The following is a 24284-nucleotide window of genomic DNA, read 5'->3' on the forward strand; positions in this document are numbered from 1 at the left end:
CTCACTTCTTGGCGCCGGCGAAGGCGGCGATGGCCGCCTGGAACTCGGGCGACTGCAGCAGTTCTGTCTGGCCCTCGAGCTCGCGTTCGATCGCGGCCTCGAACCCGGACATCGTGTGGGCGTCGAGGGCCGACTTCGTCAGCCGCAGCGCCGCGCGGCTCTTCCCGGCCAGCTTGCCCGCGGCCGTGTCGACGGCGGCGTCGAGGGCGGCGCGGTCGTCGTAGACGCCGTTGATCAGTCCGGCCGAGAGCGCCTCCGGCGCCCGCAGCTTCTCGCCGAGCAGGGCCAGTTCGTTGGCGCGGACACGACCCATCGCCGTGGCGAACAGCATGGACGCCCCGCCGTCGGGCATGAGTCCGATGTTGACGAACGCGAGCAGGAAGTACGAGCGCTCGGTGGCATAGATCAGGTCGGCGGCGAGTGCGAGCGAGGCGCCGATGCCGGCGGCCGGCCCGTCGACCGAGGCGATGACCGGGACGGGAGCCGAGCGGACGGCGCGGGCGAGTTCCGAACCGGCGGAGATGATCCCGCGGGCCTGGCCGGCGTCGAGACCGGATGCGCCGTTCGCGGTGGACTGCCGGTTGATCGAGACCACGTCTGCGCCGGCGCTGAAGCTGCCGCCCTCGCCGTCGAGGACGATCACGCGGACGTCGTCGCGCTGCGACCATTCCTCCATCGCGGCCTTGATGCCGTAGTTCGCCTCGGTGTCGAGGGCGTTCATCTTCTCGGGGCGGCAGATGGTGAGCCGCGCGACCCCGCGGTCGTCGACCGAGGTCCGGATTGCGCCCTGGCTGATCTGGTCGTCGCTCACTGCTCTCCCCACTCGAGACGTGCCGATTGACACAACTTGCCATTTCTGTGCCAGACCTAGACTACTACCACAGTGCGATATAGATCACGAGAATCTTCGTTAACTTAGTCCGGTCACACATCCCGACGTGCTGGGCTTTTCGGCGTCGTCGGCGAAAAGTGCGTCGTGAACGTCGTATCCGTCTACGCTGAGGCGCCATGACCGCACGCCCCGGGACGTCTGACCAGGTGGCGCCGGGTCCGGCGCCGGCCACCCCGCGGCGCCGCCGGCCCGCCGACCGTCGGCGCCTCATCGTCGACGCCGCGGCCAAGGCGTTCAGCGACGGCGGCTATCACGCGGTCCGACTCGAGGACATCGCCGACGCGGTGGGCATCTCCGCCCCCGCGCTGTATCGGCACTTCCCCAACAAGTACGCGCTCTTCGCCGAGACGACCGCCGTCCTGGCCGCGTCGTTGCGCGCTGCGCTCGATGCCGTGCCGGAAGGCGGAGACGGCGAGCTCCGCACCCTGCTCGAGGCGATGACCCTCGCCTCTTTCGAGAACCGGCGCACGGGCGGTCTCTACCGCTGGGAGTCCCGCTACCTCGAGCCGGAGGACCGGGCGATCGTCCTCGACGTGGTGGTCCATCAGCACCGCCGGGTACGCGCCGCGGCGCGGCGCCTGCGCCCCGACCTCGGCGAGGTGGACGCGAACCTCGTCGTCGCGGCGATGACGAGTGTCGCGGCCAGCCCGACGACCCACCGCGCCTCCCTGCCCGCGCGCGAGGTGACGACGCTGATCCCCGACGCCGCGATCGACCTGCTCGACGCCGCGCTGCCCGAACCCGCGGCGCCGAGGGAGCCGGCCCGGCACGGTCTCGTGCCGTCGGCCAAGCGGGAGGCCATCCTCACCGAGGCGGTGATCCTGTTCGCCGACAGGGGGTTTCGGGATGTCACCATCGAGGACATCGCCCATGCCGCAGATCTCCCGGCGTCGGGCGTCTACCGGCACTTCCCCAGCAAGGTCGCGATCCTCGAGGCCGCGTTCCGGCGTGCCACCGACCGGGTGACCACCGCGACCTCCGACGCGCTCGCGTCGTCGACGACCCCGCGTGAGGCCATCATGGCCATGGTTCACCGCTACGTGCAGTTGAGTTGCAGCTCAACCGAACTGATCAGCGTCTACGAGACCGAGATCGGACACGTGACGCCCGGGGCGCGTGCGGAGCTCCGCGGCCAGCAACGGATCACCGTCGAGGAGTGGGCGACGTGGGTCGGCCGGGAACGTCGGGACCTTCCCCTGACCCATGCACGCTTCCTGGTCCACGCCGCGCTGAACGTCGTGACCGACCTGTCGCGGCTGAAACCGCAACCGGCACCGGAGCGCATCGAGGCGTTGTCGACGCGAATCCTGCTGGGCGACAACTCCTGAACCCGCACCGACCCGCGGGCCGCAGCGAGACCAACCGGACGAGGCGTGCGAGATCCCGTGTCCTCCGAGGTCACACGACCTCGAAGTCACTCAGGAGCCACCGGCCGTTCTGCTCTTCGAGTGTGACCCTGACGCGGGTCTGGTACCCGACGCCCTCTGGGAACTGCTGCGCGGTGTCCGGGGACCTCAGGGTCTGATCCAGCGTCACCAGGACGACGGCCTTGTCGCCGTCGACGGACATCAGCCCCGCGTTCTCGGCCTTCGCCGACGACACCGCCTTCGCCTCGGCCGAGCCGCGGCGCGCGTCCTGAGAGGCCTCGACGTAGGACTTGGTGAACTCCGGGGTCGAGATCTCCCGGATGCGGCGATCGAGGTCGGAGTAGTCGGCCGAGTCGTAGGTCGACAGTTCGGCGGCGTACTTGCGCGCGGTGTCGAGGATCTCCGAGTCGACGGAGGTGACCGCGGCGTCGGCGCGACGGTCCGCGTCGACGTAGGCGAGGGCCAGGACTGCCGTCGACGCGGCCAGGAGCGCGACGGCGGCGACGAGGGCGATGACCGCCCAGGGCTTCGCGCCCAACCGCGTCGCCCAGCCCGTCCACCGGGAGCCGCGCTCGCGCCGGGCGTCATCCGGGTCGATCTTGCGCGGCGTCCGGTCGTCGCCGGCGGCGGTCTCGCGGGGCTCGTCACCGGTGTCGGTCCGCCTGGTCTTGGCGGCCTTCGCCTCGGCCTCGGCCCGGAGCTTCTCCCGGGCGGCACGGTTGGCCTGCAGGAACTCGTCCCGCTCGAGCGGGGTCACGTCGTCCTCGACGGCGGGCGGCGCCGCGTCGGCGTCGGAGGCGTCAGAGGTGGAACGGGACTTCGACATGGGTTCAATGTAGCGATGCGCCCGACGGTGCCGTGACCCCCGTCACGGCAGCGGCACCCGGTCGCTCGCCGGTCAGAGGCTGCCGAGGTCGAGTGACAGCCATTGCCTGGGCTCGAGGTACACCTTTGTCTGGGGCCCGTGGTCGCGCTCGGCCATCTCGAGGTAGGGCTCCACCGCCTCGGCGGGCAGGTAGCGGGAGGCCATGGTTCGCAGGTCTTCTCGCGTACCGGCCGTCATGTCCACGGCGTCGCCGGAGACGGAGACGTACATGATCTTCGGGCTGACCGAGTCGACCATGAGGGTGAATCGCCCCGCGGCCCGGATCAGATTCAGCTTGCGGGACTCGGTGCCCGTGAGCAGCCAGGGCCGCCCGCCGGGCGTGTAGTGGTACCAGATCGGGACGGTCAACGGCGCGCGGCCGGGTCCGGCCTCCACCGACAGCGCCGCGACGTGAGGTTCGGACAGAAACGCTTCTCGTTCGCTCTTGCTGAGTGCCATCTTCCGACGGTAAGCCCGGGCACCGACGGCGTGGGGAGCTTCAGCGGTTCCTACTTCCAGGGTTCGAGCACCTCGGTGGCGCGTTCGGCGAGCACCGCCTGCCAGAACGGACCGAAACTCACCCGTGCCACGCCGCATTCGGCGAGCGCGGCCTTGTCGTGCTGCGTCGGATGCGCGACCGCGTTGATCGGCAGCGGCAGGCCGTCGGCAAGACGCCTGTGGGTCGCGGTGTCGTGGAGCCCCACCGGGTAGAGCACGTCGGCCCCGGCATCGGCGCACAGGGTCAGCCGGGCGATGGCACGCTCGACGCGGTCGGCCTCGTCGCCGACCTGCTTCAGGAACAGGTCGGTGCGCGCGTTGACGACGACGTGGACGTCGGTGGCGTCCGACGCGGCGCGCAGCGCTCCGACGAGATCGGCATGCTCCTGCGGCTCGCGGAGCCGGCCGCCCTCGCTGTGGACGGTGTCCTCGATGTTCAGGCCGACGGCACCGGCGTCGAGCAGGCCCTCGATGAGGCGTCGCGGGTCCTCGCCGTAACCGGATTCGATGTCGACGGAGACCGGGACGTCGACCGTCGCGGTGATCTGCGCGACGCGGGCGGTCAGTTCGTCGAAGGTGATGCCCTCGTTGTCGGGTTTGCCGATCGAGTCCGACACCGGGTGGCTGCCGACGGTGAGAGCGGGGAACCCGGCGGACACCGCCAGATTCGCCGACCACGCGTCCCACACCGTCGGCAAGATCACCGGATCTCCGGGCCTGTGCAGTTCGAGCAGTGTCGCGGCCTTGGCGGCGAGTTCGGTCATATCCCTACAACTACGCCGTCCGACCGCCGGTTTCCGGGAGTTGGCCGAACAGGCCCGGCGGCAATCACTTCCGCCAGAAGAGATGGTGGGTGACCCCGCTGGGACTCGGGATCACCTCGTGCTCGAAGCGGTCGTCCAGTTCATCGGGCGACTCCCACAGCCCCAGTCCGGTGCCGTAGGTGACAGGTGCGACCGCGATGTGCAGGGTGTCGAGGAGGCCGGCGTCGAGGAACTGCCGCACCGTGCTCACTCCCCCGCCGATGCGTACGTCCTTGCCGCCGGCCGCGGCCTTCGCCATCTCCGCGGCCTCCGCCGGTGTGGCGTCGATGAAATGGAACGTGGTGTCTGCCAGCGTGAACGACGGTCGCAGGTGATGCGTGAGCACGAAGACCGGCGTGTGGAAGGGCGGTTCGTCGCCCCACCACCCCTTCCATTCGTGGTCGGCCCACGGGCCCCGCTGGTGACCGAACTTGTTGCGGCCCATGATCTCCGCACCGATGTTGTGCGAGAAGTCACGGGTGAAGTAATTGTCGAGTCCGCGGGTCCCGCCGGGATCGGTGCGGTTGGGCCAGTCGGCGGTGGCACCCGCCCAGGACATCAGCTCCCACGGATCGACCACATCCCCGAACGGCCGCTCGAAGGTCTGATTCTCACCGGCACCGATCCCGTCCTGCGAGACTGCGAAGTTCTGCACCCTGAGTAGCTGCGGCATGGCTCTCCGTCCTCGTTGTCACCCACTACACCAGGACAGACCGCACGCCGCGGCGAAAGTCATCGGTGCGGCGTCCGATCAGGCCAGCGCAGCCTTCACGACGTCGGCGAAGGGGGTCGACGACCGCCCGATCAACTTCTGCAGGTCGCCGGACTCGGTGTCGAGCTCTCCGCGCGCGATGCCGGCGTCGGAACCGGCGAGCACCGCCGCGAACTGTTCGGGCACCCCGTTGTCGGCGAGCACCTTCGCATACTCGGCCTCGGGCAAGTTCTTGTACTCGACGGTCTTGCCGGCGACCTCGCCGATGATCCGCGCGAGGTCGGCGTAGGTGAGACGCTCGTCGCCGCCGAGTTCGTAGACCCTGCCGCCCTGGCCCTCCTCCGAGGTCAGGACCGCCGCGGCCGCCGCGGCGTAGTCGGCGCGCGCCGCACCGGCGACCCTGCCGTCGCCGGCCGCGCCGATCAGGGTGCCCGTCGCCGCCGCCTGGCCGATCGCCTGGGCGTAGTTCTCCCAGTACCAGCCGTTGCGCAGGAACACCGCGGGGATCGGCGAGGAGGCCAGCCGCTGCTCGGTGGCGAGATGCTCGGGCGCGAGGCCGATTCCACTGGTGTCCGCCTTCAGGAGGCTCGCGTACGCGATGAGCTTCACGCCGTCCGCCTCGGCGGCCTCGATCACGTTGGTGTGCTGGGGAACCCGGCGTCCGACCTCCGACCCGGAGATCAGCAGCAGCTTGTCGACCCCCTCGAATGCGGTGCGCAGCGCGGTGGGGTCCTCGTAGGCGGCGACGCGGACCTGCACGCCCTTGGCCGCGAGATCGGCCGCCTTCGCCTCGTCGCGCACCACCGCCACGATGTCGCCGGGCGCGACACCCCGTTCGAGCAGTTCCCCGATCACCAGGCCGCCGAGCTGCCCCGTCGCACCAGTCACCGCAATCGTCATCTTCAGATCTCCGTTCTCGTCGACGCTGACTTCCCCACCAGTATGCACTTACTTTTCGTAAGTGCAACACATTCGATTAGCGAGGTTGCTAATCTCGAGGAATGCCCGACAGCAGTGACCAGTCCCTCGAAGCGGACGTCTTCGCCCGCGACTGCTCCTCGCGGACGACGCTGCAGAACGTCACCGGCCGGTGGGGCAGCCTCGTTCTGATCGCGTTGGGCGAGAGCAACTATCGGTTCGGCGAGCTGCGACGCCGCGTCGACGGCGTGAGTGAGCGCATGCTGTCGCAGACCCTGCAGAACCTCGAGCGCGACGGCATGCTCGTGCGCACCGTCCACGAGGTGATCCCCCCGAAGGTCGAATACCACCTCACCCCACTCGGCCGGCAGGTCGCCAACCAGTTGCAGGGGCTCATCGATCTGGTGCAGCACAACATGCCGGCAGTACGTGAAGCGCAGGCGGAGTACGACGCGCGACAGGGGGAACGAGCCTGATCCGAGCGCAAACCCACCCGCAGGCGGCGAGGCGGGTGGCGGAATGCGGAAAGGTGATGGATACACGCGGTGATGCAGAAGAGCCCGCCTCCTGCTCTCGCAGGGGACGGGCTCTGTTCTGCTCCCCCAACTGGACTCGAACCAGTAACCGTTCGATTAACAGTCGAATGCTCTGCCAATTGAGCTATGGGGGATTGCTCAGGTCCTCGATCGGCGCCGGAGCGCTTCACTCGAACCGAGGACAGACTTTAGCGCATGCCGACGCCGGACAACAAAACGGCTGGTCAGAAGACATCTGATGACGAAAGATGCGGCAGTTGGTTCCGCGATCCGGAACCAACTGCCGCATGTGCCATCGGGGCACTCAGTGGCCGGCGACGTGGCGCCCTCGCCCCGGACAGGAACCAGGAGAGGAAGCACACCAGCGCGAGCAGGAGATGGCCGAGTGCAACCTCAGGTCCCGCCGCCCACACTCCTCGGGGCGTGGATCAAGCCGATACACGCCGGCACCGCGCCCACCGACGGTTTGTCTCCGCGACAGGGTGCAGGACATCAGCGCGCGTGCGGTAATCTCCTCCCGCGGGCCAGGTGCCCACACGGGGAGTTAGCTCAGTCGGTTAGAGCCGCGGACTCATAATCCGTAGGTCGCGGGTTCGAGCCCCGCACTCCCCACCATCGCCGACAGGCCGTTCGCCGCGCGCTCGTCGTCCTCCCCGATCTTCGCGGAGAACCCTGTCGTGCACCTGTCGGCAGCTCTTGCCCGGCAGCGTCACTCATCGCGCCGACGACTCTCGCCCTTCTCCCACATGGCGGTCGAGGAAGTTGATCTGGTCGGCGATGATGGTGTCGAAATACGGATCGAGATAAGGCTCGAAGTGCGCACAGTCGTAGGTGTGGACTTCGCCCTTCCGAATGCGACGCGCCACCGCCTGGGCCTTGTCGATCGGCGTCACGTCGTCCCTCGCGGCGAGTTGCACCAGCACCGGGATGTCGATGTCGGCTGCGTACCGCCCGGGCGAATAGAACGGAACGCGCAACGCGATCCGCGCGGCCACATCGTTTTCGGCGAGGAGTTCCTCACGCATGCCCCCCATCCGCTCGACCTGCTCGTAGGCGCCGGGCGAGGTCATCATCGCGAAGTCGCCGGGGCGTCCGACCGCCGCCACCCGATACGGCTCGCGGCCTGTCCACGCCCGGATCTGATCCCGTACCCCGGCGATGATCAGGCGACTCACCAGCGCCGGAGACTGGGAGAACGCCGATGCCGGCCCGCTCACGTGCGGCACCTGCACGATCGCAGCCGCCAGACCCCGATCACGGGCGGCCAACCGCAAGACGTGCCCACCGGCGAAGGACGTCCCCCATGCCACGACGCGACGCGTGTCGACCCAATCGAGGCTGCGGGCATAGGCGATCGCGGCATCCCAGTCGGCGTGCTGCTCGGCGAGGTCGAGCACACGCCTTGGCGACCCGTCGCTCGCACCCCAATGCCGGTAGTCGAAGACGAGCGCGGCGTAACCGGCCTGCGCGAACTTCGACGCGTAGGCGTCGAGTCGCAACTCGCGGAATGCGGCGAAACCGTGGGCCAGCACGACGATCGGAGGATTCACGACACCATCCGGCCGGTAGAGCCAGGCGGCACACCGGGCGTCGCCGGAGGTGAACCAGACATCGGACCGGACATAGCTGAACTGACGTGACATGATGAGAGCCTTCGACGGGGTATCTTGAATGACGTTCAACACGGTAACAGCGTCTTGAACACCATTCAAGAGACTCGCACGGAGGTGACCGCTTCAGATGGCGCGGAACAAGAGGCCGCAGGCCGCCGACGAGAAGCGGGAGGAGATCGTCACCGCCGCGCGCAGGCTGTTCCTCGAGAACGGATACGACGCGACGTCGATGAGCAGGCTGGCCAAGGAAGCCGGGGTCGCGGCCAACACGATCTACTGGTACTTCGAGGACAAGGACGACGTCCTCGTCGCGGTGCTGTCCGCCGTCATGGCGGACGTCTGGCCGATGTACCAGGCGGTCGCGGGCGAGCCGATCTCCGAACGGGTTCTGTGGATCGTGCGGCGGCTCACCGAGATGCGAAGTCTCGTGACGACAGTCCACGCCCGGGTGCCGCATTCACCCAAGGTGGCGGAGTGGCACAACAACTTTCACGTGCTCACCAGCGTCCTGTTCCGAGCGGAGCTGGAGGCGGCAGGTGTCTCCCCGGAGACCGTCGACGCAGAGGTGATGATCGCCGTGTTCACCGTCGAAGGACTGCTGATGCACACGGCCGACGAGAACGAGCAACGCACCGTGTGCCAGACGCTGGCCTCGCGGTGGCCGTCGGCCGCCGATCAGTCGCCGCGGTCTTCAGATCACAACGCGACCGAGCGTCGTGAGTAGCGGAAACCCGTCGATGTGACGGACGTCGGCTCGCCCCCGCCATGACCCGCCGACCCCCGCGGGCATCACCGGTGTTCGAGGATCGCGGCGCGCAGTGCCGCCGTGACGGCGGCCGGGTTGTCGACGCTCATCAGGTGCCCGGCGTCCGGGATCGTCCGGTAGGTGACGTCGGGCAGTCCGTCGACGATCATCTGCGCCGCCTTCTCCGGGCACAGGGCGTCCTGCGTCGCGGCGATCACGTCGACGTGCTGGGTGATCTCGCCCAATCGCGGCGTCAGCGGGCGCTCCCGCAGCGTGGACATCGCCTGCGCGACGTTGGTGTACCCCGCACCGTCGCCCACCGCCTCCAGGCGCATCTCGGTGAGCTCGTCGACCCGGCCGGTCGCCGCGACGATGCCCGCCGCGGTGTCCTGGCGCATGGCCTCGTGGAACTCCCTGGTCGAGGTGTTGGCGGCCAGGGCCGCGCGACCCTGATAGAACTCGGCAGCCGCCCGCCCCACCACCGACGAGGTGCCCATCACCACGGCGCGGGTCACCAGGTCGGGACGTTCGGCGGCGGCCCACAGCACGATCGTCCCGCCGGCCGAGAAGCCGACGACGATCGCCGGACCCGACACCTCCTCGAGGAAGCCGATCAGGTCCCGGCCGAGCTGATCGACGGTGCCGTCCGCCTTCCCCAGCGTCGACGCCCCGTGACCGCGCAGGTCGTAGGCGTAGGTGTGCACCTCGGCGAGGTCGGCCTGGGCGCCCGCCCAGCTGCGACGGTCCTCGCCGAGTCCGTGGACGAAGACGACCGGCGGGAAATCCGATTCGGCCAGGCCGCTTTCGGTGTAGGCGACCAGCACGTCGCCGACGGTCACCGTGTTCATGTCTCCCTCATCTCCGGCAGGGTCTGCCGACGTGGTCGTCTGCGGCTGCGTCAGCCGACGCCGGCGGACGGATCGAGTGCCTGTTCCAGCAGGCTCCGACGGTACGCCTCGAGGGCGACCAGGTCGCCGAAGACGGCGTTGTAGCCGTCGGGGTCGTCGCTCGGCGACATCCGGCGCAGACGTGACTTGATGTCGGCGATCTGCTCGCCGACCCACACCTCCTGCAGCCGGGCGAGGACGCTGGAGATGTAGCGGGGGATGTTGTCCTCCTCGACCGGCATCGTCTCGACCGCGAGCTCGGTGACCAGCGGATCGATGACGGGATCGTCGACGGCGTTGCGCACGGCGTCGACCCAGGCCGCCCCGGAGAGACCCGACGACGTCCCGCCGACCGACGTCATCGCCTGTCGCACAATCGCATACGCGGGCTCGGTGAAACACTCGACCGGCAGCGAGTCGAAGACCGTGCCGGCGATGGCCGGGTATTGCAGCGCCGCCTTCAGGGCCTCACGTTGCGGCCACAGCCGCGGATCGTTCGGATTGGGTCGGGCCGAGTTCGGCGCCGCCTCGGCCTCGGGACGGTTGCGCGCACCACGACCGCGGACGCGGACGGCATCGTCGACGCCCTTCGCCTTCCGGATCTTCGCACCCTCCTCGCGGACCCGGGAGAGCACCTGTCCGACCTCTTCCCAGCCGACCCAGCCGGCGAGCTGGCGCGCGTACTCGTCACGCAGCGCGACGTCGCGGATCCGCGCGACCACCGGCACCGTGTCGCGCAGCGCGTGCACGCGCCCCTCGGCGGTGTCGAGATCGTGTTCGGCGAGCAGCGCCTTGATGGCGAACTCGAACATCGGCACCCGGCGCGCGATGAGGTCGCGCACCGCGGCGTCGCCCCGGGCCTGGCGCAGCTCGCACGGGTCCATCCCCTCGGGCGCGATCGCCACGAAGGTCTGTCCCGAGATCGCCTGCTCCCCCTCGAATGCCTTGAGCGCAGCTGCTTTTCCCGCCTCGTCGCCGTCGAAGGTGTAGATGACCTCGCCGCGGAAGTACGAGTCGTCCATCATCAGGCGTCGGATCAGCGCGAGGTGTTCCTCGCCGAAGGCGGTGCCACACGATGCGACCGCGGTCGTCACACCGGCGAGGTGCATGGCCATCACGTCGGTGTAGCCCTCGACGACCACCACCTGATGCGACTTGGCGATCGATTTCTTCGCGTGGTCGAGGCCGAACAGCACCTGAGACTTCTTGTACAGCATGGTCTCCGGCGTGTTCATGTACTTGCCGAGGTTGTCGTCGTCGAACAGCTTGCGCGCACCGAACCCGATGATGTCGCCACCGAGGTTGCGGATCGGCCACAGCAGCCGGCGGTGGAACCGGTCGATCGGACCCTTGCGCCCCTGCTTCGACAGTCCGGCGGCCTCGAGCTCGCTGAACTCGAAGCCCTGCGCCAGCAGCGTCTTGGTCATGGTGTCCCAGCCGGCGGGCGCGTAGCCGCAGCCGAACTTCGCGGCGGCCGCGGCGTCGAAGTCACGTTCGGCCAGATAATCCCGCGCGGCCTGCGCCTCCGGGGTCTGCAGCTGCACCTGGTAGAACTTCGCCGCGGCCGCGTTGGCCGCGACCAGCCGGGCGCGCGTGCCGCGGTCGCGCTTGATCGCGGTGCCGCCACCCTCGTAGTTGATCCGGTAGCCGATGCGATCGGCGAGTTGCTCGACGGCCTCGACGAAGCTGATGTGTTCCTGCTTCTGCAGGAAGCTGTAGACGTCGCCGCCCTCCCCGCAGCCGAAGCAGTGGAAGTGCCCGTGATTGGGGCGGACGTGGAACGACGGGGTCTTCTCGTCGTGGAACGGGCAGAGTCCCTTCAGGCTGTCGGCACCGGCGCGGCGCAGGGCGACGTATTCGCCGACGATGTCCTCGATCCTCGTCTGCTCACGGATCGCCGTGATGTCACGATCGGGAATGCGTCCTGCCACGCGTCCAGTGTAGTGACGTCGCGAGGCCGATCCGCCCTGGCTCTCGTCCCCGGCGATGCCGCCCCTGCAATCGACCCCGAAGTAGCCCCACGCGGGAACACACGACGGCGTCCACGCCGCCGTGTGGAGGGGCGTTCTTCAGGGCGCAGCTCAGTGCTCGCACGCCCCCCGACTACCCGAGGTGCGCCTGCGCTCCCGAGTTCTGCTTGTCGGTGCGCTCGAGGCGGCCCTCGGTCATCGACGCGATCTGGTCGACGATGACCCGCATGCGCGCGGCGTCGTCCTCGGCCTCTTTCCACCACGGCACGAAGATCGGGTCGAGCCCGCCGGGCGCGGCCTCGACGAGCCAGTTGGCGACGCGGTGGATGCGCTCACGCTGGCGCTGCTGGGTCGCCTTGTGCCGCTCGTTGGAGAAGATGAACCGCAGCGCAAGGGTTTTCAGCATCGACACCTCGGCGGCGATCAGCGCCGGAACCTCGAGATCGGCGCTGTACCGCGACACCGGGCGGTCGCCCACCACCGCACGCGTGCCGGTGATGGCGGCCGACGCGAATCGGCCGATGAGCTCGCTGGTGAGGCGCTTGAGCGCGACGTAGGAGTCGAGCGTGCCGTCGAAGACGCCGACCGCGCGCACGATGTCCATCCGGTGCAGCCGTTGCGCGGCGTCGATGAGCGCCTCGGGATCGAGCCCGGGGAACTCCTTGACCCCGATCTCGGCGAGCGCGCGCTGGTCCTGCGGATCGCCGAGGGTGCGCAGGTCGATGCGACCGCCGATCACGCCGTCCTCGAGATCGTGCACCGAGTAGGCGACATCGTCGGACCAGTCCATGATCTGGGCCTCGATGCAGCGTCGGGTGTCCGGGGCGTTGCGCCGGATCCAACCGAGCATCGCCGCGTCGTCCTCGTAGGCGCCGAACTTGCCGCCCGGTGTGCGACGCGTCCACGGGTACTTGAGGGTGGCGTCGAGGGAGGCGCGGGTCAGGTTGAGGCCGACGCTACGCCCGTCGGCATCGAGCAGCTTCGGTTCGAGCCGGGTGAGGATGCGCAGGTTCTGCGCGTTGCCCTCGAAGCCGCCGCAGTCGGCGGCCACCTCGTCGAGGGCGCGTTCACCGTTGTGCCCGTAGGGCGGATGGCCGATGTCGTGGGCGAGTCCCGCGAGCTCGACGAGGTCGGGCTCGGCGCCGAGGCCGATCGCGATGCCCCGGCCGATCTGCCCCACCTCCAGCGAGTGGGTCAGGCGGGTGCGCGGCGTGTCGCCCTCGCGGGGGCCGACCACCTGGGTCTTGTCGGCCAGGCGCCGCAGGGCGGCACAGTGCAGCACGCGAGCGCGGTCGCGCGCGAAGTCACTGCGGTGGTCCGTCCGGGTTCCGGGCAGGCTGGCGACCTTGGCGGCCTCGGGGACGACACGTTCGACGGCCTCTTCCCCGTAGGCGGCCATGGGCGGCAGCGCGTGACCCGCGCCCGCGGTGGGTGGGGTGTCAGTCAAGCACCCAGCCCCGGCCGACGGCGAAGTCGGTGATCCGCTGCCGGATCGCCACGATCTGACGGGCGGTCAGGTCGTCGTCGGCGTCGAGGAGCAGTTCGGTGAGCTCCTCGGTGAACGCAGCCGCGTCGAGACCACCGCGCGGGCGGCGTCCGCCGCGCTCGTCGTGACGGTGCCCACGGCCGTGGTGATCGTCGCGACGATGCGGGCGCGAGCCACCTGCCGAGTCGTCGGCAGGAGCCTCTTCGGTCACCTCGACGTTGACCGCCTTGGAGCCCCGATCGGTCTCCTCGATGTCGAAGGACACCTTGGCGCCGGGACGCAGCGAGTCCTCGTCGATGTTGATGTCGTTGATGTGCAAGAACACATCGGCGCCGCCCTCTTCGGGCGCGAGGAATCCGAATCCCCGATTCGGGTCGTAATGGACGACCTTCCCGCTGACAGCCACGACTCCACTCACTCTCTCGTCGCGTTCGGAACGGACCCCGTGTCCTGTCGACGCGACAACTCGTCCTCAATTGTGACAGACGACCGCCGGTCGCGAGAACCGCCGGCGGTCGTCTGTCGGGGATCGTCGACCGAAGTCGACCGTGCGTCAGGCGCCGAGCAGCTTGCCGCCGAGGTACTCCGAGACCTTGTCGAGTGCCACGCGCTCCTGGCTCATGGTGTCGCGTTCGCGCACGGTCACGGCCTGGTCGTCGAGGGTGTCGAAGTCGACGGTCACGCAGAACGGCGTGCCGACCTCGTCCTGGCGGCGGTAGCGCTTGCCGATGCCCTGCGCGTCGTCGAACTCGACGTTCCAGTTCTTGCGCAGCTCGGCGGCGAGGTCGCGGGCCTTCGGCGAGAGCTTCTCGTTGCGCGACAGCGGCAGCACGGCGACCTTGATCGGCGCGAGCCGGCGGTCGAGACGCAGCACGGTGCGGGTGTCGGTGCCGCCCTTGGCGTTCGGCACTTCCTCCTCGGTGTAGGCGTCGCACAGGAACGCCATCAGCGAGCGGGTCAGGCCGGCCGCGGGCTCGATGACGTACGGGGTGTACCGCTCGCCGGTCGCCTGGTCGAAGTACGACAGGTCCTCACCGGAGTGCTTGCTGTGCGTCGACAGGTCGAAGTCGGTGCGGTTGGCGACACCCTCGAGCTCGCCCCACGGGTTGCCGGTGAAGCCGAACTTGTACTCGACGTCGACGGTCCGCTTGGAGTAGTGGGACAGCTTCTCCTTGGGGTGCTCGTACAGCCGCAGGTTCTCCGGGTCGATGCCGAGCTCGACGTACCAGTTGAAACGCTGGTCGATCCAGTACTGGTGCCACTCTTCGTCCTCACCCGGCTTGACGAAGAACTCCATCTCCATCTGCTCGAACTCGCGGGTGCGGAAGATGAAGTTGCCCGGGGTGATCTCGTTGCGGAAGCTCTTGCCGATCTGGGCGATGCCGAACGGCGGCTTCTTGCGCGCGGTGGTCATCACGTTCTTGAAGTTCACGAAGATGCCCTGCGCGGTCTCCGGGCGGAGGTAGTGCAGGCCCTCCTCGTCGTCGACCGGGCCGAGGTAGGTCTTCATCAGGCCGCTGAACGGCTTGGGCTCGGTCCACTTGCCGGGCTGACCGGTCTCCGGGTCGTTGATGTCGGCGAGGCCGTTGGCCGGCGGGTGGCCGTGCTTGGCCTCGTACGCCTCGATCAGGTGGTCGGCGCGGTAGCGCTTGTGGGTGTAGAGCGACTCGACGAGCGGGTCGCTGAACACCTCGACGTGGCCGGAGGCCTCCCAGACCTGACGCGGCAGGATGACCGACGAGTCGAGGCCGACCACGTCCTCACGGCTGGTGACCATGGTCCGCCACCACTGCCGCTTGATGTTCTCCTTCAGCTCGACGCCGAGGGGGCCGTAGTCCCAGGCCGACTTGGTGCCGCCGTAGATCTCACCGCACTGGTAGACCAGACCCCGGCGCTTGGCGAGGTTGACGACGGATTCCACTTTGGACTGGGCGGCCACGGTTAACTGCTCTCCACGGGTCGGTGTTCGGCTTGTTCTGTCGGCGCTCATGCGTGGGGCGACCGATGATGAGGTCCGGCGCGCACGGCAACCCCTACAGACTACCGAGCAGGGTGAGGGTTCCCCTAAAGCAGTGCCCTCACCTGGCCGATCGCGGGGGCGCACCGGAGGTGGGGCGGCCGGCTGTCAGAGTGGCAGGATGAGCCCCCGCCCCCGCGCCCGGAGACGACGCCGCCCGATGCTGCAGCTGCGGACCCTCGCGGCCGCGGCGACGATGCTGGCCGGAGGGTGTGCGGGCGCCGGGACCGACACCGGCCGACCGGCGCCGGTCGTCGCCCCCTCGCCCCTTCCTCCGGTCGCCGAGGTGACCCCGCAGGACCTCGCCGACGCGATCGACATCGACCGCGTGACCGCACACCTGCGCGCGTTGCAGCAGATCGCCGACGACAACGACGGAACACGCGCGGCGGGCACCCCGGGCAACGACGCGTCGATCCACTACGTCGCGGGCCTGCTCCGGGAGGCGGGGTTCGAGGTGTCGACGCCCGAGTTCTCCTACACGCGATTCACCGTCGGGTCGGTGCGGTTCGCCGCCGGCGCCGCCGACGTGAAGGGGCGCATGCTCGAGTACTCGGTGGACACACGCGGCCCGCTGACGGCCAGGCCCGTGTCCGTCCCTGCCCGGGGGTGTGAGGCCGCGGACTTCCCCGCCGATGTCCGCGGCGCGTTCGCCGTGATCGCCCGCGGCGAGTGCACCTTCTCCGACAAGGCGCGCAACGCGCAGTCCGCGGGAGCCGTCGGGGTCGTCATCGTCGACGACGCGGACGAGGGGCTGCCCAACCTGCGCCTCGAGCCCGAGAACGTGCCGGACATACCGGTGATCGTCGTGACCCGCGCCGACGCCGGCCGGGTGGGCGGCGCCCGGGAGCTGACGCTCGACGCCGAGACCGCCACCGAGCAGATCACCACCCGCAACGTGATCGCCGAGACCCGGACCGGGTCACCCGACGACGTGGTGATGGCCGGCGCCCACCTCGACAGCGTGAGCGCGGGCCCCGGCATCGACGACAACGGCTCCGGCGCCGCCGCACTCCTCGAGACCGCACTGCGCCTGGGTTCGTCGCCGGACGTCCCGCAACGGGTCCGGTTCGGCTTCTGGGGCGCCGAGGAGGAGTACCTGCGCGGGTCCTGGGACTACGTCGGCAACCTGAGGGCCGAGGACCTCCGCGCCATCGCGCTCTACCTCAACTTCGACATGCTCGGCTCCCCCAACGGCGGATACTTCACCTTGGACGGCGACGACTCCGCGCGTGCGGGCGGCGGCGCCGGGCCGGCCGGATCGGACGCCGTCGAACGGGTCTTCCGGAGGTTCTTCGACGAGCGGGGCATCTCCGTGGCGGACACGGATCTCGACGGACGCTCCGACTACGCCCCGTTCCTCGCGGCCGGCGTCCCGGTCGGCGGTCTGTTCTCCGGCGCCGACGGCGAGAAGTCCGAGGAGCAGGCCCGCATGTGGGGCGGGAAGCCCGGCGTGCGGTTCGACCCGAACTACCACCGCGACAGCGACACCATCGACAACGTCGACTTCGACATCCTCGCGGTGAACTCCGCCGCGGCCGCCTATGCGCTGGCCACGTACGCGTTGTCGACGACCGGCCCCGACGGCGTCCCGCCGGTGGCCGCACGTGAGCGGACCGAGGTCGAGATCCCGGAGTGATCTCCGCCCGGCGGCACCTCGGATTGAAAACCATTTCCGTTAGAATGATCGCCAGCAGTGCCGCACGACCCGCCGGGAGGAGTGACATGTCGACCCAGCCGTTCGAGGGCTCCGACCTCGCCGCGCGCGAGAATGCCGCCGACCTGCTGCGTGCGCTGGCCTCCCCCACCCGGCTCGCGATCGTGTTGTCGCTGCGGGAGCGCGTGCAGTGCGTCCACGAACTCGTCGGGCACCTCGGGCTGAGCCAACCGCTGGTCAGCCAGCACCTCCGGGTCCTCAAGGACGCCGGCGTCGTGCGCGGTCACCGCAACGGCCGGGAGATCACCTACGAGCTCATCGACGACCACGTCGCACACATCGTCGTCGACGCGCTGGTCCACGCCAACGAGCCCGCCGAGGATGCCGTCGTCGACGCGCCGGCGTCGCACGAGCAGGCCGCGGACATGCACACCACCGAGGCGGTGACCGAATGACCGGCGTGCAGGCCTCGGGCCCCCAACCGGTCACCGGAATCCGTTCCACCCGGCAGCGTGCCGCGATCGCCGACGCGCTCGCCGGCACCGACGACTTCTGCTCGGCGCAGGAACTCCACGAGATCCTCAAGGCCCGCGGCGAGTCCATCGGCCTGACCACCGTCTACCGCAACCTGCAGGCACTCAGCCAGGCCGGGCAGATCGACGTGCTGTGGGACGGATCGGGCGAGACCCGCTACCGCCACTGCTCGTCGGGCCACCACCATCACCTCGTGTGCCGGGAGTGCGGCACCACCGTCGAGGTCCAGGCCGAGCCGGTCGAGAAGTGGGCGGCCTCCGTCGCCGCGGAACACGGCTTCACCGACATCAACCACACCGTCGAGGTGTTCGGCCGGTGCTCGAAGTGCGCTGAGACGCAGTCGAACTGAGTCCGGCACAGATCCGATTGCGCTCGAGTCCCGGCCACCGGGCACACGCACGGTGATCCAGCGCGACCCGCCGGAACCTAGCTCTTTCCCGTCAGCCGCTCGGCGGCGTCGACCCCGTTGGCCAGCACGATGTGCAGCACCATCAGCAGCGGCAGGTCCTCGAGCCGCCCGGCGGGAAACGTGTAGTACTGCAGCACATCCGTCGTGACCCCGGCGGGGTCGGACCGGCGCAGGCTGCCGAAGCTCATCCGCGCGCCGAACGCCTCGACGTCGTCGCGCAGGTCCGGCGTGTTGGGCAGGTCCATGGCGACCATCTGGGTCACGGCGAGGACGTCGAGACCGTCGGCGAGCGTGACCACGCGGATCGAAGCGCGGGTCGGACCCACTTGGACCACAACCGATTCCGCGTCGGGACGCTCGACCGGACCCAACTCGGCCACGACCTCTGCGGCGCGTTCGAGCAGCGCAAGGGCGTCAGTCATGACGGCTTCACCCCGCCGAACCGGCGGTCGCGCCTGGCGTACTCGAGGCAGGCGTCCCACAGGTCGCGACGGTCGAAGTCGGGGAAGAGTTTCTCCTGGTAGACCATCTCTGCGTAGGCGGACTGCCAGAGCAGGAAGTTGGAGAGCCGCTGCTCACCGGAAGGCCGCAGGAACAGGTCGACGTCGGGCATGTCGGGCTCGTCGAGGTACCGCGCGAAGCTCGACTCGGTGATCCGCTCCGGGTCGATCTCGCCGCGAGCAGCCCGGCGCGCGATCTCCCGTGCGGCATCGGCGATCTCGGCGCGGCCACCGTAGTTGACGCACATCGTCAGCGTCATCACGGTGTTGTCCCTGGTCAGCTCCTCGGCGATCTCGAGTTCGCGGATCACGCTGCGCCACAGGCGCGGACGACGCCCCGCCCACCGCACACGGACACCCATCTCGTGCATCTCGTCGCGTCGACGACGGATGACGTCGCGGTTGAAGCCCATCAGGAAGCGCACCTCCTCGGGGCTGCGCGACCAGTTCTCGGTCGAGAAGGCATAGGCCGACAGCCATTCGACGCCGAGTTCGATGCAGCCGCAGACGGTGTCCATGAGGACCGCCTCGCCGCGCTTGTGCCCCTCGGTGCGGGGCAGGCCGCGTTCGGTGGCCCAGCGGCCGTTGCCGTCCATCACCAGGGCGACGTGCTTGGGCACGAACTCCGCCGGGATCGCCGGCGGACGAGCACCGCTCGGGTGCGGGTCCGGGGGCCGGATCTCGGTACGTGTGCTCGTCGGCTTGCGTCCCTTGGAGGAACTACCCGGCCGCAACGCCATCGTCGACACTCCTCACAGCGGTTTCCGCGCCTGCTTCGGCACCCGTCTCCATCAGCCTATGAGGCGCGGTGCGCTCGATGAGCGGCAGGGTTCGGAGCTGACGTTCCAGATGCCACTGCAGATGGGCCGCGATCAGTCCGCTGGCCTGCCGTCGAAGCGAGGACGTGGACTCCTCGACGTGCTCCCACTGGCCGCGGAACATCGCGTCCATCAGGTCGAGCACACCGGGCGACGGCGTGGCCGAGCCGGGCGGGCGACAGTGCAGGCACACCGCGCCGCCGGCGGCGACGTGGAAGGCGCGATGCGGACCGGGCGTCGCACACCGCGCGCACTCCTCCAGTGCGGGCATCCAGCCGGCGCTGTACATCGCCCGCAACAGGTACGCGTCGAGGATCAGCTCGCGCGGCCGGCGATCCTCCGCGAGCGCCTGCAGCGCGCCGACCGTCAGACGGTGCAACTGCCGGCTGGGCGCGCGCTCCTCACCGGCGAGCCGCTCGGCGGTCTCGAGGACCGCGCAGGCCGTGGTGTACCGGCCGTAGTCGGCCACGATCGCGTCGGCGAAGGCGTGCAGGCTGTGCACCTGGGTGATGACGTCGAGGCTGCGTCCCGGGTAGAGATGTACGTCGACGTGCGCGAACGGTTCGAGCCGGGCACCGAACTTCGACCGGGTGCGGCGCACCCCCTTGGCGACCGCGCGCACGAGCCCGTGCTCGGCGGTCAGCAGGGTGATGATGCGGTCGGCCTCGCCCAGCTTGTGCTGGCGGACCACGACGGCCTCATCCCGGTAGAACCTCACCCGGCGATTGTCCCACCACGGCCCGACAGCGGCGGGCAGGGACACCGGGTGGGCCCGGTCAGTCCGAACCCGCTCGGCCCGAACCCGGTCGCCCCGAACTCAGTCGGCATTGACGATCTTGTCGAGCCTCGGCGGGAGCGTCATGCCTCCCGGGTACCGGTGCCAGCCCTTGCGGTCGTAGAACTTGGTGCCGAGGAAGCCGAGTGCGGCGCCGAGCAGCAGGCCGACGAAGCACTGGATCACCGAACGGGCCAGACCGGCCGAGAGGTCGGCGTCGAAGTACAGCACCGACCGCACCCCCAGGTAGATGACGTGCATCGGCTCGACCGCGGCCACCCACTCGAAGAACCGCGGGCTGGCCTCGAGCGGGAGCGTGCCGCCGGAGGACGGCAGGCCGAACACCACGAAGAAGATCAGGTTGAACAGCAGGCCCGCGTTGCCGAAGACCGCCATCATCGCGCTCGCGCTCACGCCCACCGCGAAGATCGCGAGGACGGAGATCACCCACAGTACGAAGGCGTTCGGCAGCGACGTCCCGACCAGCGCACCCACTCCGATGAACACCGTCGACAGCACCACCGCGACGAGGAACATGATGACCCACTTGGCGGCGAGGGTCGCCCACCGGCTGATGTTCAGCCGGTCGCGCCACTGGTAGAACGGCCCGTACTCGATCGGCGTCTGCCCGAGGATGCCGTCGACGACGATGCTGACCATCATCGCGCCGGTGAAGCCGGCGAGGACCAGCAGGAGTGTGAGGTAGAACGCCGAGAGTCCGTTGCCCGCGCCCTGCGGCAGCGGTGTCGGCTCCGACACCGTCACCTGCACCGGGTTGCCCACCGCGAGCTGCGCGGCGCCGGTGAACGTCACGTCGTTCGCGTCGAGCTGCCGACGCACCTGCTCGGTCAGTTGCGCGCCGACCTGCTCGTTGACGCGCTTGGTCATCTGCTCGGCGAAGGTCTGGGTGATCGACGACGCGAACGCACCCGAGCCGCGGTTGATGAAGACGTCGATCGCCGGGCGTGCCGGCACCGACGTCAGGACCGTCGACCGTCCCAGCGCGACAGCGCGATTGGTGAAGTTCGCACCGATGACGACGACGCCGTAGATCTTGCCGCTGTTGAGTTCGCCGAGCGCGGTCGACCGGTCGGTGCGACGCACCTCGAAGCCGTTCTCGGCGGCGGTGGTGGCGATCCCGTCGGCGACCTGCGCACCGATGTTCTGCTCGACCGGCTTGCCGTCGGCGCCGGTGACCTCACCGCCTGAGTCCTCGTTCACCAGGGCGATCGGGAAGTCGTGCAGATGGCGTTGCGGGTCGACGACCGCGGACATGTACAGCGCCGCCATGAGCGAGAACAGCACCGCGACGAGAACCAGGGGCGCCAGCCAGAACCGCGGGGAGCCGAGGACCCCGGCGATCGTCCGGCCGGTCGGCTCCTCCGGTTCGGGCGCCTCGTGGTCGCCCCGGCCGATGGCGTCGGAGTCCTCGTGCGCCTCGTGCGTTCCCATCGACGTCCCTCCCCCGCAGGCGAGGTGCCCGTCGTCGGACGGGCACCGGCAATCGTTCGTCTAGAAGCCCAGCCGGCGCAGCTGCTTGGGGTCGCGTTGCCAATCCTTGGCGACCTTCACGTGCAGATCCAGGTACACCTTGGTGCCCAGCAGCCGCTCGATCTGTGCGCGGGCAACTGTACCCACTTCCTTGAGCCGGGCGCCCTTGCGCCCGATGATGATGCCCTTCTGGCTGTCGCGTTCGACGAAGAGGACCGCGTGCACGTCGACCATCGGGGGCTGGTCAGGGCGTCGGTCCTCGCGTTCGATGACCTCCTCGATCACAACCGCCAGGGAATGGGGAAGTTCGTCACGTACGCCCTCGAGCGCGGCCTCGCGGATGAATTCGGCCATGAGGACCTGCTCGGGCTCGTCGGTGAGCTCGCCGTCGGGATAGAACGCCGGCCCCTCCTCCATCATGCCGACGAGCACGTCGGTGAGGACGTCGAGCTGCTTGCCCGACTTGGCCGACACCGGCACGAGTTCGGCGTCGTCCGGGAGCAGTTCGGACAGCGCCAGCAGCTGCTCGGCGACCTTGTCTGGCGAGACCCGGTCGATCTTGGTGACGATGCCGAGCAGCTTGGTGCGCGGCGCCATCTCCCGCACCTGCGTGATGATCCAGCGGTCGCCGGGGCCGATCGCCTCGTCGGCCGGGATGCAGATGCCGATGACGTCGACCTCGGAGTAGGTGTCGCGCACCAGGTCGTTGAGTCGCTGCCCGAGCAGGGTGCGCGGACGGTGCAGCCCCGGGGTGTCGACGAGGATCAGCTGGGCGTCGGGCCGGTTGACGATGCCGCGGATCGTGTGTCGGGTGGTCTGCGGCCGATTCGAGGTGATCGCGATCTTCTCGCCGACGAGGGCGTTGGTGAGAGTCGATTTGCCCGTGTTGGGCCGGCCGACGAAACAGACGAAGCCGGAACGGAACTCAGGCATCGTCACCGCCGAGTCGGTGCTGGGGACGGCCCGCGGCGTCGGTGATGACGACGTACGCCTGCGGGCTGAACTCGTGCAGGGTGGCCAGGCCCGGATCGTCGGCGTCGCCGTTGACGAGCACCGCGGCCTCGAACGCGGTCGCGCCGCTCGAGAGGGCGGAGGCCACCGCGACCTGCAGGCCGCTGAGCGTGAGGGTCTTCGCGCGGACCTCGGCCCCGGCATACGTGCGCCCGTCGCCGTCGCGCACGGCCGCGCCCGAACGGGCCTCGGCGCGTGCCAGGGCGCCGCGCGCGAGCACCACGAGTTTCTGATCCTCGTCCGCGAGGGTCTCGGTCACTGGTTCATCCTTGCTGTCGGTTGTCCGGCACCGTCGTGGTCCGGGTTGTCTGGGTGTGGGTGCTGATCCGGGGCGTCGTGGTCGGTGTCGGCGGACCTCCGGTCGCGGGAGTCCTTCTCGGCCGCGTCCCTACGGCCGGAATCCCTCTGGCCGCGGTCCTTGCGCTCCTTGCGGTCCCGGTGGTCTCGATCCTTGTGGTCCCGAGCCTCGTGATCCCGGTCCTTGTGATCCCGGTCCTCTGCCTCGTCCTCGGACTCCAGGCGCGACACGAGGACGGTGATGATGCGCTGGCGGCCCTGTCGGTTCGGCCCGCCCTCGGCGACCAGCTGCAGTCCGTGCGACTCGACCCTGGCCCCCGGCAGCGGGACGCGGCCGAGTTCGAGTCCGACGAGGCCGCCGACGGTCTCGACCTCCTCCTCGTCGATCTCGATGTCGAAGAGCTCGCCGAGATCCTCGACGGGCAACCGCGCGGACACGCGGTAGGAGCCGTCCCCGAGATCCTCGACCGGCGCGAGCTCATCGGTGTCGTACTCGTCGGTGATCTCGCCGACGATCTCCTCGAGGACGTCCTCGATGGTGACCAGGCCGGCGATCCCGCCGTACTCGTCGACGAGCAGCGCCATGTGGTTGCGGGTGCGCTGCATGTCGGCGAGGACCTTGTCCAGCGGCTTGGAGTCCGGCATGAACTGCGCCTCGCGCATCACCTCGGAGACTCGCAGGGTCGCGGGGTCGACGCGCTGCGCGATGGTCCGCACGACCATGTCCTTCAGGTACACCACGCCCAGGACGTCGTCGGTGTTCTCTCCGATCACCGGGATGCGTGAATGACCCGATCGCATGGCGAGATTCGTGGCCTGCAGGACCGTCTTGTCGGCCTCGATCCACACCATCTCCGGCCGCGGCACCATCACCTCGCGGGCGCTGGTGTCGCCGAGGTCGAACACGGAGTGGATCATCCGCCGCTCGTCGGCGGCCACCACTCCGCTCGCCTCGGCCAGGTCGACGACCTCGCGCAGCTCGATCTCCGTGGCGAACGGGCCGTTGCGGTAGCCCTTGCCGGGCGTCAGCGCGTTACCGATGAGGATGAGCAGCCGGGTCAGCGGCTTCAGCAGGACGCCGAGCGCCGAGAGCAGGTACGACGTCGACAGCGCGATCGAGTAGGCGTGCTGGCGCCCCAGCGTGCGGGGTCCCACACCGATGGCGACGTAGGAGATCACGGTCATCGCGGCGATCGCGACGACGAGTCCCCACCCGATGCCGATCCAGCGGGTGACCGCGAGCGCGATGAGCGCGGCGGCGGCCGACTCGCACATGACGCGAAGCAGTACGGCGAGGCCGATGTAGGTGGCGCGCGAGTCGAGGATGATCGCCAGGCGCCGTGCGCCTGCCCGGTTCTCGCGGACCATGTCGTCGACGCGGGCGATGGACACGGTCGACACCGCGGTGTCGACGGCGGCGAAGAACCCGCCCAACACGATCAGGACGACTGCGGCCACGAGGAACCAGTAGTCGGAGGACACG

The 24284-nt window shown here is 69.3% G+C and carries 25 protein-coding genes and 2 tRNA genes; 7 read left to right on the forward strand and 20 right to left on the reverse strand.

Annotated features, from left to right (window positions below; translation table 11 throughout):
* Position 1: 1 nt before the first annotated feature.
* Entirely contained in the window at positions 2–811 is an 810-nt protein-coding gene (locus E1P53_RS06740; protein ID WP_109237302.1) for an enoyl-CoA hydratase-related protein, read from the reverse strand.
* A 197-nt stretch (positions 812–1008) separates the two neighbouring features.
* Between E1P53_RS06740 and E1P53_RS06745 the strand changes: the two genes are divergently transcribed.
* Positions 1009–2220, forward strand: coding sequence for a TetR/AcrR family transcriptional regulator (locus tag E1P53_RS06745; RefSeq protein ID WP_131733784.1), 1212 nt, complete (start codon positions 1009–1011; stop codon positions 2218–2220).
* 70 nt (positions 2221–2290) lie between these two features.
* On the opposite strand, the gene E1P53_RS06750 is transcribed toward E1P53_RS06745, so the two are convergent.
* From E1P53_RS06750 to E1P53_RS06770, 5 genes are all read right to left on the reverse strand, one after another.
* Positions 2291–3085, reverse strand: a complete 795-nt coding sequence (locus tag E1P53_RS06750) for an Rv1363c family protein (protein ID WP_006902375.1) — start codon at positions 3083–3085, stop codon at positions 2291–2293.
* Between the two features lie 72 nt (positions 3086–3157).
* The gene (locus E1P53_RS06755) at positions 3158–3583 is read right to left on the reverse strand and encodes a pyridoxamine 5'-phosphate oxidase family protein (RefSeq protein WP_006902374.1); all 426 of its coding nucleotides are present in this window, start codon (positions 3581–3583) and stop codon (positions 3158–3160) included.
* Between the two features lie 50 nt (positions 3584–3633).
* The gene (locus tag E1P53_RS06760; protein WP_006902373.1) at positions 3634–4386 is read right to left on the reverse strand and encodes an isocitrate lyase/PEP mutase family protein; all 753 of its coding nucleotides are present in this window, start codon (positions 4384–4386) and stop codon (positions 3634–3636) included.
* Positions 4387–4450: 64 nt separating this feature from the next.
* The gene (locus tag E1P53_RS06765) at positions 4451–5098 is read right to left on the reverse strand and encodes a dihydrofolate reductase family protein (protein ID WP_131733785.1); all 648 of its coding nucleotides are present in this window, start codon (positions 5096–5098) and stop codon (positions 4451–4453) included.
* A gap of 78 nt (positions 5099–5176) precedes the next feature.
* The gene (locus tag E1P53_RS06770) at positions 5177–6037 is read right to left on the reverse strand and encodes an SDR family oxidoreductase (RefSeq protein WP_006902370.1); all 861 of its coding nucleotides are present in this window, start codon (positions 6035–6037) and stop codon (positions 5177–5179) included.
* 101 nt (positions 6038–6138) lie between these two features.
* On the opposite strand from E1P53_RS06770, the gene E1P53_RS06775 reads away from it, so the two are divergent.
* On the forward strand, positions 6139–6531 hold the full coding sequence (locus E1P53_RS06775; protein ID WP_006902369.1) for a winged helix-turn-helix transcriptional regulator: 393 nt from the start codon (positions 6139–6141) through the stop codon (positions 6529–6531).
* Between the two features lie 121 nt (positions 6532–6652).
* Here E1P53_RS06775 and E1P53_RS06780 read toward each other — a convergent pair.
* Positions 6653–6725, reverse strand: a tRNA-Asn gene (locus E1P53_RS06780).
* A gap of 404 nt (positions 6726–7129) precedes the next feature.
* Between E1P53_RS06780 and E1P53_RS06785 the strand changes: the two genes are divergently transcribed.
* Positions 7130–7206 (forward strand) — tRNA-Ile (locus E1P53_RS06785).
* A 98-nt stretch (positions 7207–7304) separates the two neighbouring features.
* Here E1P53_RS06785 and E1P53_RS06790 read toward each other — a convergent pair.
* Entirely contained in the window at positions 7305–8234 is a 930-nt protein-coding gene (locus tag E1P53_RS06790; protein WP_006899769.1) for an alpha/beta hydrolase, read from the reverse strand.
* Between the two features lie 97 nt (positions 8235–8331).
* Here E1P53_RS06790 and E1P53_RS06795 point away from each other — a divergent pair, with 97 nt between their 5' ends.
* Positions 8332–8928, forward strand: coding sequence for a TetR/AcrR family transcriptional regulator (locus E1P53_RS06795; protein WP_131733786.1), 597 nt, complete (start codon positions 8332–8334; stop codon positions 8926–8928).
* A 65-nt stretch (positions 8929–8993) separates the two neighbouring features.
* On the opposite strand, the gene E1P53_RS06800 is transcribed toward E1P53_RS06795, so the two are convergent.
* The 5 genes from E1P53_RS06800 to E1P53_RS06820 all read right to left on the reverse strand — a co-directional run bounded on the left by E1P53_RS06800 (position 8994) and on the right by E1P53_RS06820 (position 15231).
* On the reverse strand, positions 8994–9797 hold the full coding sequence (locus E1P53_RS06800; RefSeq protein ID WP_006899771.1) for an alpha/beta fold hydrolase: 804 nt from the start codon (positions 9795–9797) through the stop codon (positions 8994–8996).
* 50 nt (positions 9798–9847) lie between these two features.
* Complete coding sequence (dnaG, locus tag E1P53_RS06805; protein WP_131733787.1) at positions 9848–11767, reverse strand: DNA primase; 1920 nt, start codon at positions 11765–11767, stop codon at positions 9848–9850.
* A gap of 172 nt (positions 11768–11939) precedes the next feature.
* Positions 11940–13205, reverse strand: a complete 1266-nt coding sequence (locus tag E1P53_RS06810) for a deoxyguanosinetriphosphate triphosphohydrolase (RefSeq protein WP_085950506.1) — start codon at positions 13203–13205, stop codon at positions 11940–11942.
* 40 nt (positions 13206–13245) lie between these two features.
* Complete coding sequence (locus E1P53_RS06815) at positions 13246–13698, reverse strand: cold-shock protein (RefSeq protein WP_131733788.1); 453 nt, start codon at positions 13696–13698, stop codon at positions 13246–13248.
* A gap of 147 nt (positions 13699–13845) precedes the next feature.
* The gene (locus E1P53_RS06820; protein ID WP_006899775.1) at positions 13846–15231 is read right to left on the reverse strand and encodes a glycine--tRNA ligase; all 1386 of its coding nucleotides are present in this window, start codon (positions 15229–15231) and stop codon (positions 13846–13848) included.
* 199 nt (positions 15232–15430) lie between these two features.
* On the opposite strand from E1P53_RS06820, the gene E1P53_RS06825 reads away from it, so the two are divergent.
* The 3 genes from E1P53_RS06825 (at position 15431) to E1P53_RS06835 (ending at position 17849) form a co-directional block, all read left to right on the forward strand.
* Positions 15431–16948, forward strand: coding sequence for a M28 family peptidase (locus E1P53_RS06825; protein ID WP_244941123.1), 1518 nt, complete (start codon positions 15431–15433; stop codon positions 16946–16948).
* Between the two features lie 86 nt (positions 16949–17034).
* Positions 17035–17421, forward strand: a complete 387-nt coding sequence (locus tag E1P53_RS06830) for an ArsR/SmtB family transcription factor (RefSeq protein ID WP_131733789.1) — start codon at positions 17035–17037, stop codon at positions 17419–17421.
* Entirely contained in the window at positions 17418–17849 is a 432-nt protein-coding gene (locus E1P53_RS06835) for a Fur family transcriptional regulator (protein WP_006899778.1), read from the forward strand. The genes E1P53_RS06830 and E1P53_RS06835 overlap by 4 nt, the downstream gene beginning before the upstream one ends.
* A gap of 77 nt (positions 17850–17926) precedes the next feature.
* On the opposite strand, the gene E1P53_RS06840 is transcribed toward E1P53_RS06835, so the two are convergent.
* The 7 genes from E1P53_RS06840 to E1P53_RS06870 all read right to left on the reverse strand — a co-directional run bounded on the left by E1P53_RS06840 (position 17927) and on the right by E1P53_RS06870 (position 24283).
* Positions 17927–18331: a hypothetical protein gene (locus E1P53_RS06840; RefSeq protein ID WP_006899779.1), complete on the reverse strand. Its 405-nt coding sequence runs from the start codon at positions 18329–18331 to the stop codon at positions 17927–17929.
* Positions 18328–19149, reverse strand: coding sequence for an isoprenyl transferase (locus E1P53_RS06845; RefSeq protein ID WP_131733790.1), 822 nt, complete (start codon positions 19147–19149; stop codon positions 18328–18330). Before E1P53_RS06845 ends, E1P53_RS06840 begins: the two co-directional genes overlap by 4 nt.
* Positions 19130–19945: a DNA repair protein RecO gene (recO, locus tag E1P53_RS06850; RefSeq protein WP_131733791.1), complete on the reverse strand. Its 816-nt coding sequence runs from the start codon at positions 19943–19945 to the stop codon at positions 19130–19132. The genes E1P53_RS06845 and recO overlap by 20 nt, the downstream gene beginning before the upstream one ends.
* A 99-nt stretch (positions 19946–20044) precedes the next feature.
* Positions 20045–21454 (reverse strand): YhgE/Pip domain-containing protein, encoded by a 1410-nt coding sequence (locus tag E1P53_RS06855; protein WP_109237499.1) that lies wholly within the window; start codon positions 21452–21454, stop codon positions 20045–20047.
* Positions 21455–21514: 60 nt separating this feature from the next.
* Positions 21515–22426, reverse strand: coding sequence for a GTPase Era (gene era, locus E1P53_RS06860; RefSeq protein WP_109237500.1), 912 nt, complete (start codon positions 22424–22426; stop codon positions 21515–21517).
* On the reverse strand, positions 22419–22763 hold the full coding sequence (locus E1P53_RS06865) for a cytidine deaminase-like protein (protein WP_131733792.1): 345 nt from the start codon (positions 22761–22763) through the stop codon (positions 22419–22421). The genes era and E1P53_RS06865 overlap by 8 nt, the downstream gene beginning before the upstream one ends.
* The gene (locus E1P53_RS06870) at positions 22760–24283 is read right to left on the reverse strand and encodes a hemolysin family protein (RefSeq protein ID WP_131733793.1); all 1524 of its coding nucleotides are present in this window, start codon (positions 24281–24283) and stop codon (positions 22760–22762) included. Before E1P53_RS06870 ends, E1P53_RS06865 begins: the two co-directional genes overlap by 4 nt.
* Between the last annotated feature and the right edge of the window lies 1 nt (position 24284).

It is taken from the genome of Gordonia paraffinivorans, from assembly GCF_900683595.1.
In the GTDB taxonomy this organism is placed as follows: Bacteria; Actinomycetota; Actinomycetes; order Mycobacteriales; family Mycobacteriaceae; genus Gordonia; species Gordonia paraffinivorans.

Coding starts and splice junctions, on each gene's coding strand:
- E1P53_RS06750 (WP_006902375.1), bottom strand. CDS start 3,085: ATGTCGAAGTCCCGTTCCACCTCTGACGCCTCCGACGCCGACGCGGCG.
- E1P53_RS06760 (WP_006902373.1), bottom strand. CDS start 4,386: ATGACCGAACTCGCCGCCAAGGCCGCGACACTGCTCGAACTGCACAGG.
- E1P53_RS06775 (WP_006902369.1), top strand. CDS start 6,139: ATGCCCGACAGCAGTGACCAGTCCCTCGAAGCGGACGTCTTCGCCCGC.
- E1P53_RS06825 (WP_244941123.1), top strand. CDS start 15,431: ATGAGCCCCCGCCCCCGCGCCCGGAGACGACGCCGCCCGATGCTGCAG.
- E1P53_RS06830 (WP_131733789.1), top strand. CDS start 17,035: ATGTCGACCCAGCCGTTCGAGGGCTCCGACCTCGCCGCGCGCGAGAAT.
- E1P53_RS06745 (WP_131733784.1), top strand. CDS start 1,009: ATGACCGCACGCCCCGGGACGTCTGACCAGGTGGCGCCGGGTCCGGCG.
- E1P53_RS06755 (WP_006902374.1), bottom strand. CDS start 3,583: ATGGCACTCAGCAAGAGCGAACGAGAAGCGTTTCTGTCCGAACCTCAC.
- E1P53_RS06790 (WP_006899769.1), bottom strand. CDS start 8,234: ATGTCACGTCAGTTCAGCTATGTCCGGTCCGATGTCTGGTTCACCTCC.
- E1P53_RS06795 (WP_131733786.1), top strand. CDS start 8,332: ATGGCGCGGAACAAGAGGCCGCAGGCCGCCGACGAGAAGCGGGAGGAG.
- E1P53_RS06835 (WP_006899778.1), top strand. CDS start 17,418: ATGACCGGCGTGCAGGCCTCGGGCCCCCAACCGGTCACCGGAATCCGT.
- E1P53_RS06765 (WP_131733785.1), bottom strand. CDS start 5,098: ATGCCGCAGCTACTCAGGGTGCAGAACTTCGCAGTCTCGCAGGACGGG.
- E1P53_RS06800 (WP_006899771.1), bottom strand. CDS start 9,797: ATGAACACGGTGACCGTCGGCGACGTGCTGGTCGCCTACACCGAAAGC.
- E1P53_RS06855 (WP_109237499.1), bottom strand. CDS start 21,454: ATGGGAACGCACGAGGCGCACGAGGACTCCGACGCCATCGGCCGGGGC.
- E1P53_RS06840 (WP_006899779.1), bottom strand. CDS start 18,331: ATGACTGACGCCCTTGCGCTGCTCGAACGCGCCGCAGAGGTCGTGGCC.
- era (WP_109237500.1), bottom strand. CDS start 22,426: ATGCCTGAGTTCCGTTCCGGCTTCGTCTGTTTCGTCGGCCGGCCCAAC.
- E1P53_RS06770 (WP_006902370.1), bottom strand. CDS start 6,037: ATGACGATTGCGGTGACTGGTGCGACGGGGCAGCTCGGCGGCCTGGTG.
- E1P53_RS06845 (WP_131733790.1), bottom strand. CDS start 19,149: ATGGCGTTGCGGCCGGGTAGTTCCTCCAAGGGACGCAAGCCGACGAGC.
- E1P53_RS06810 (WP_085950506.1), bottom strand. CDS start 13,205: ATGGCCGCCTACGGGGAAGAGGCCGTCGAACGTGTCGTCCCCGAGGCC.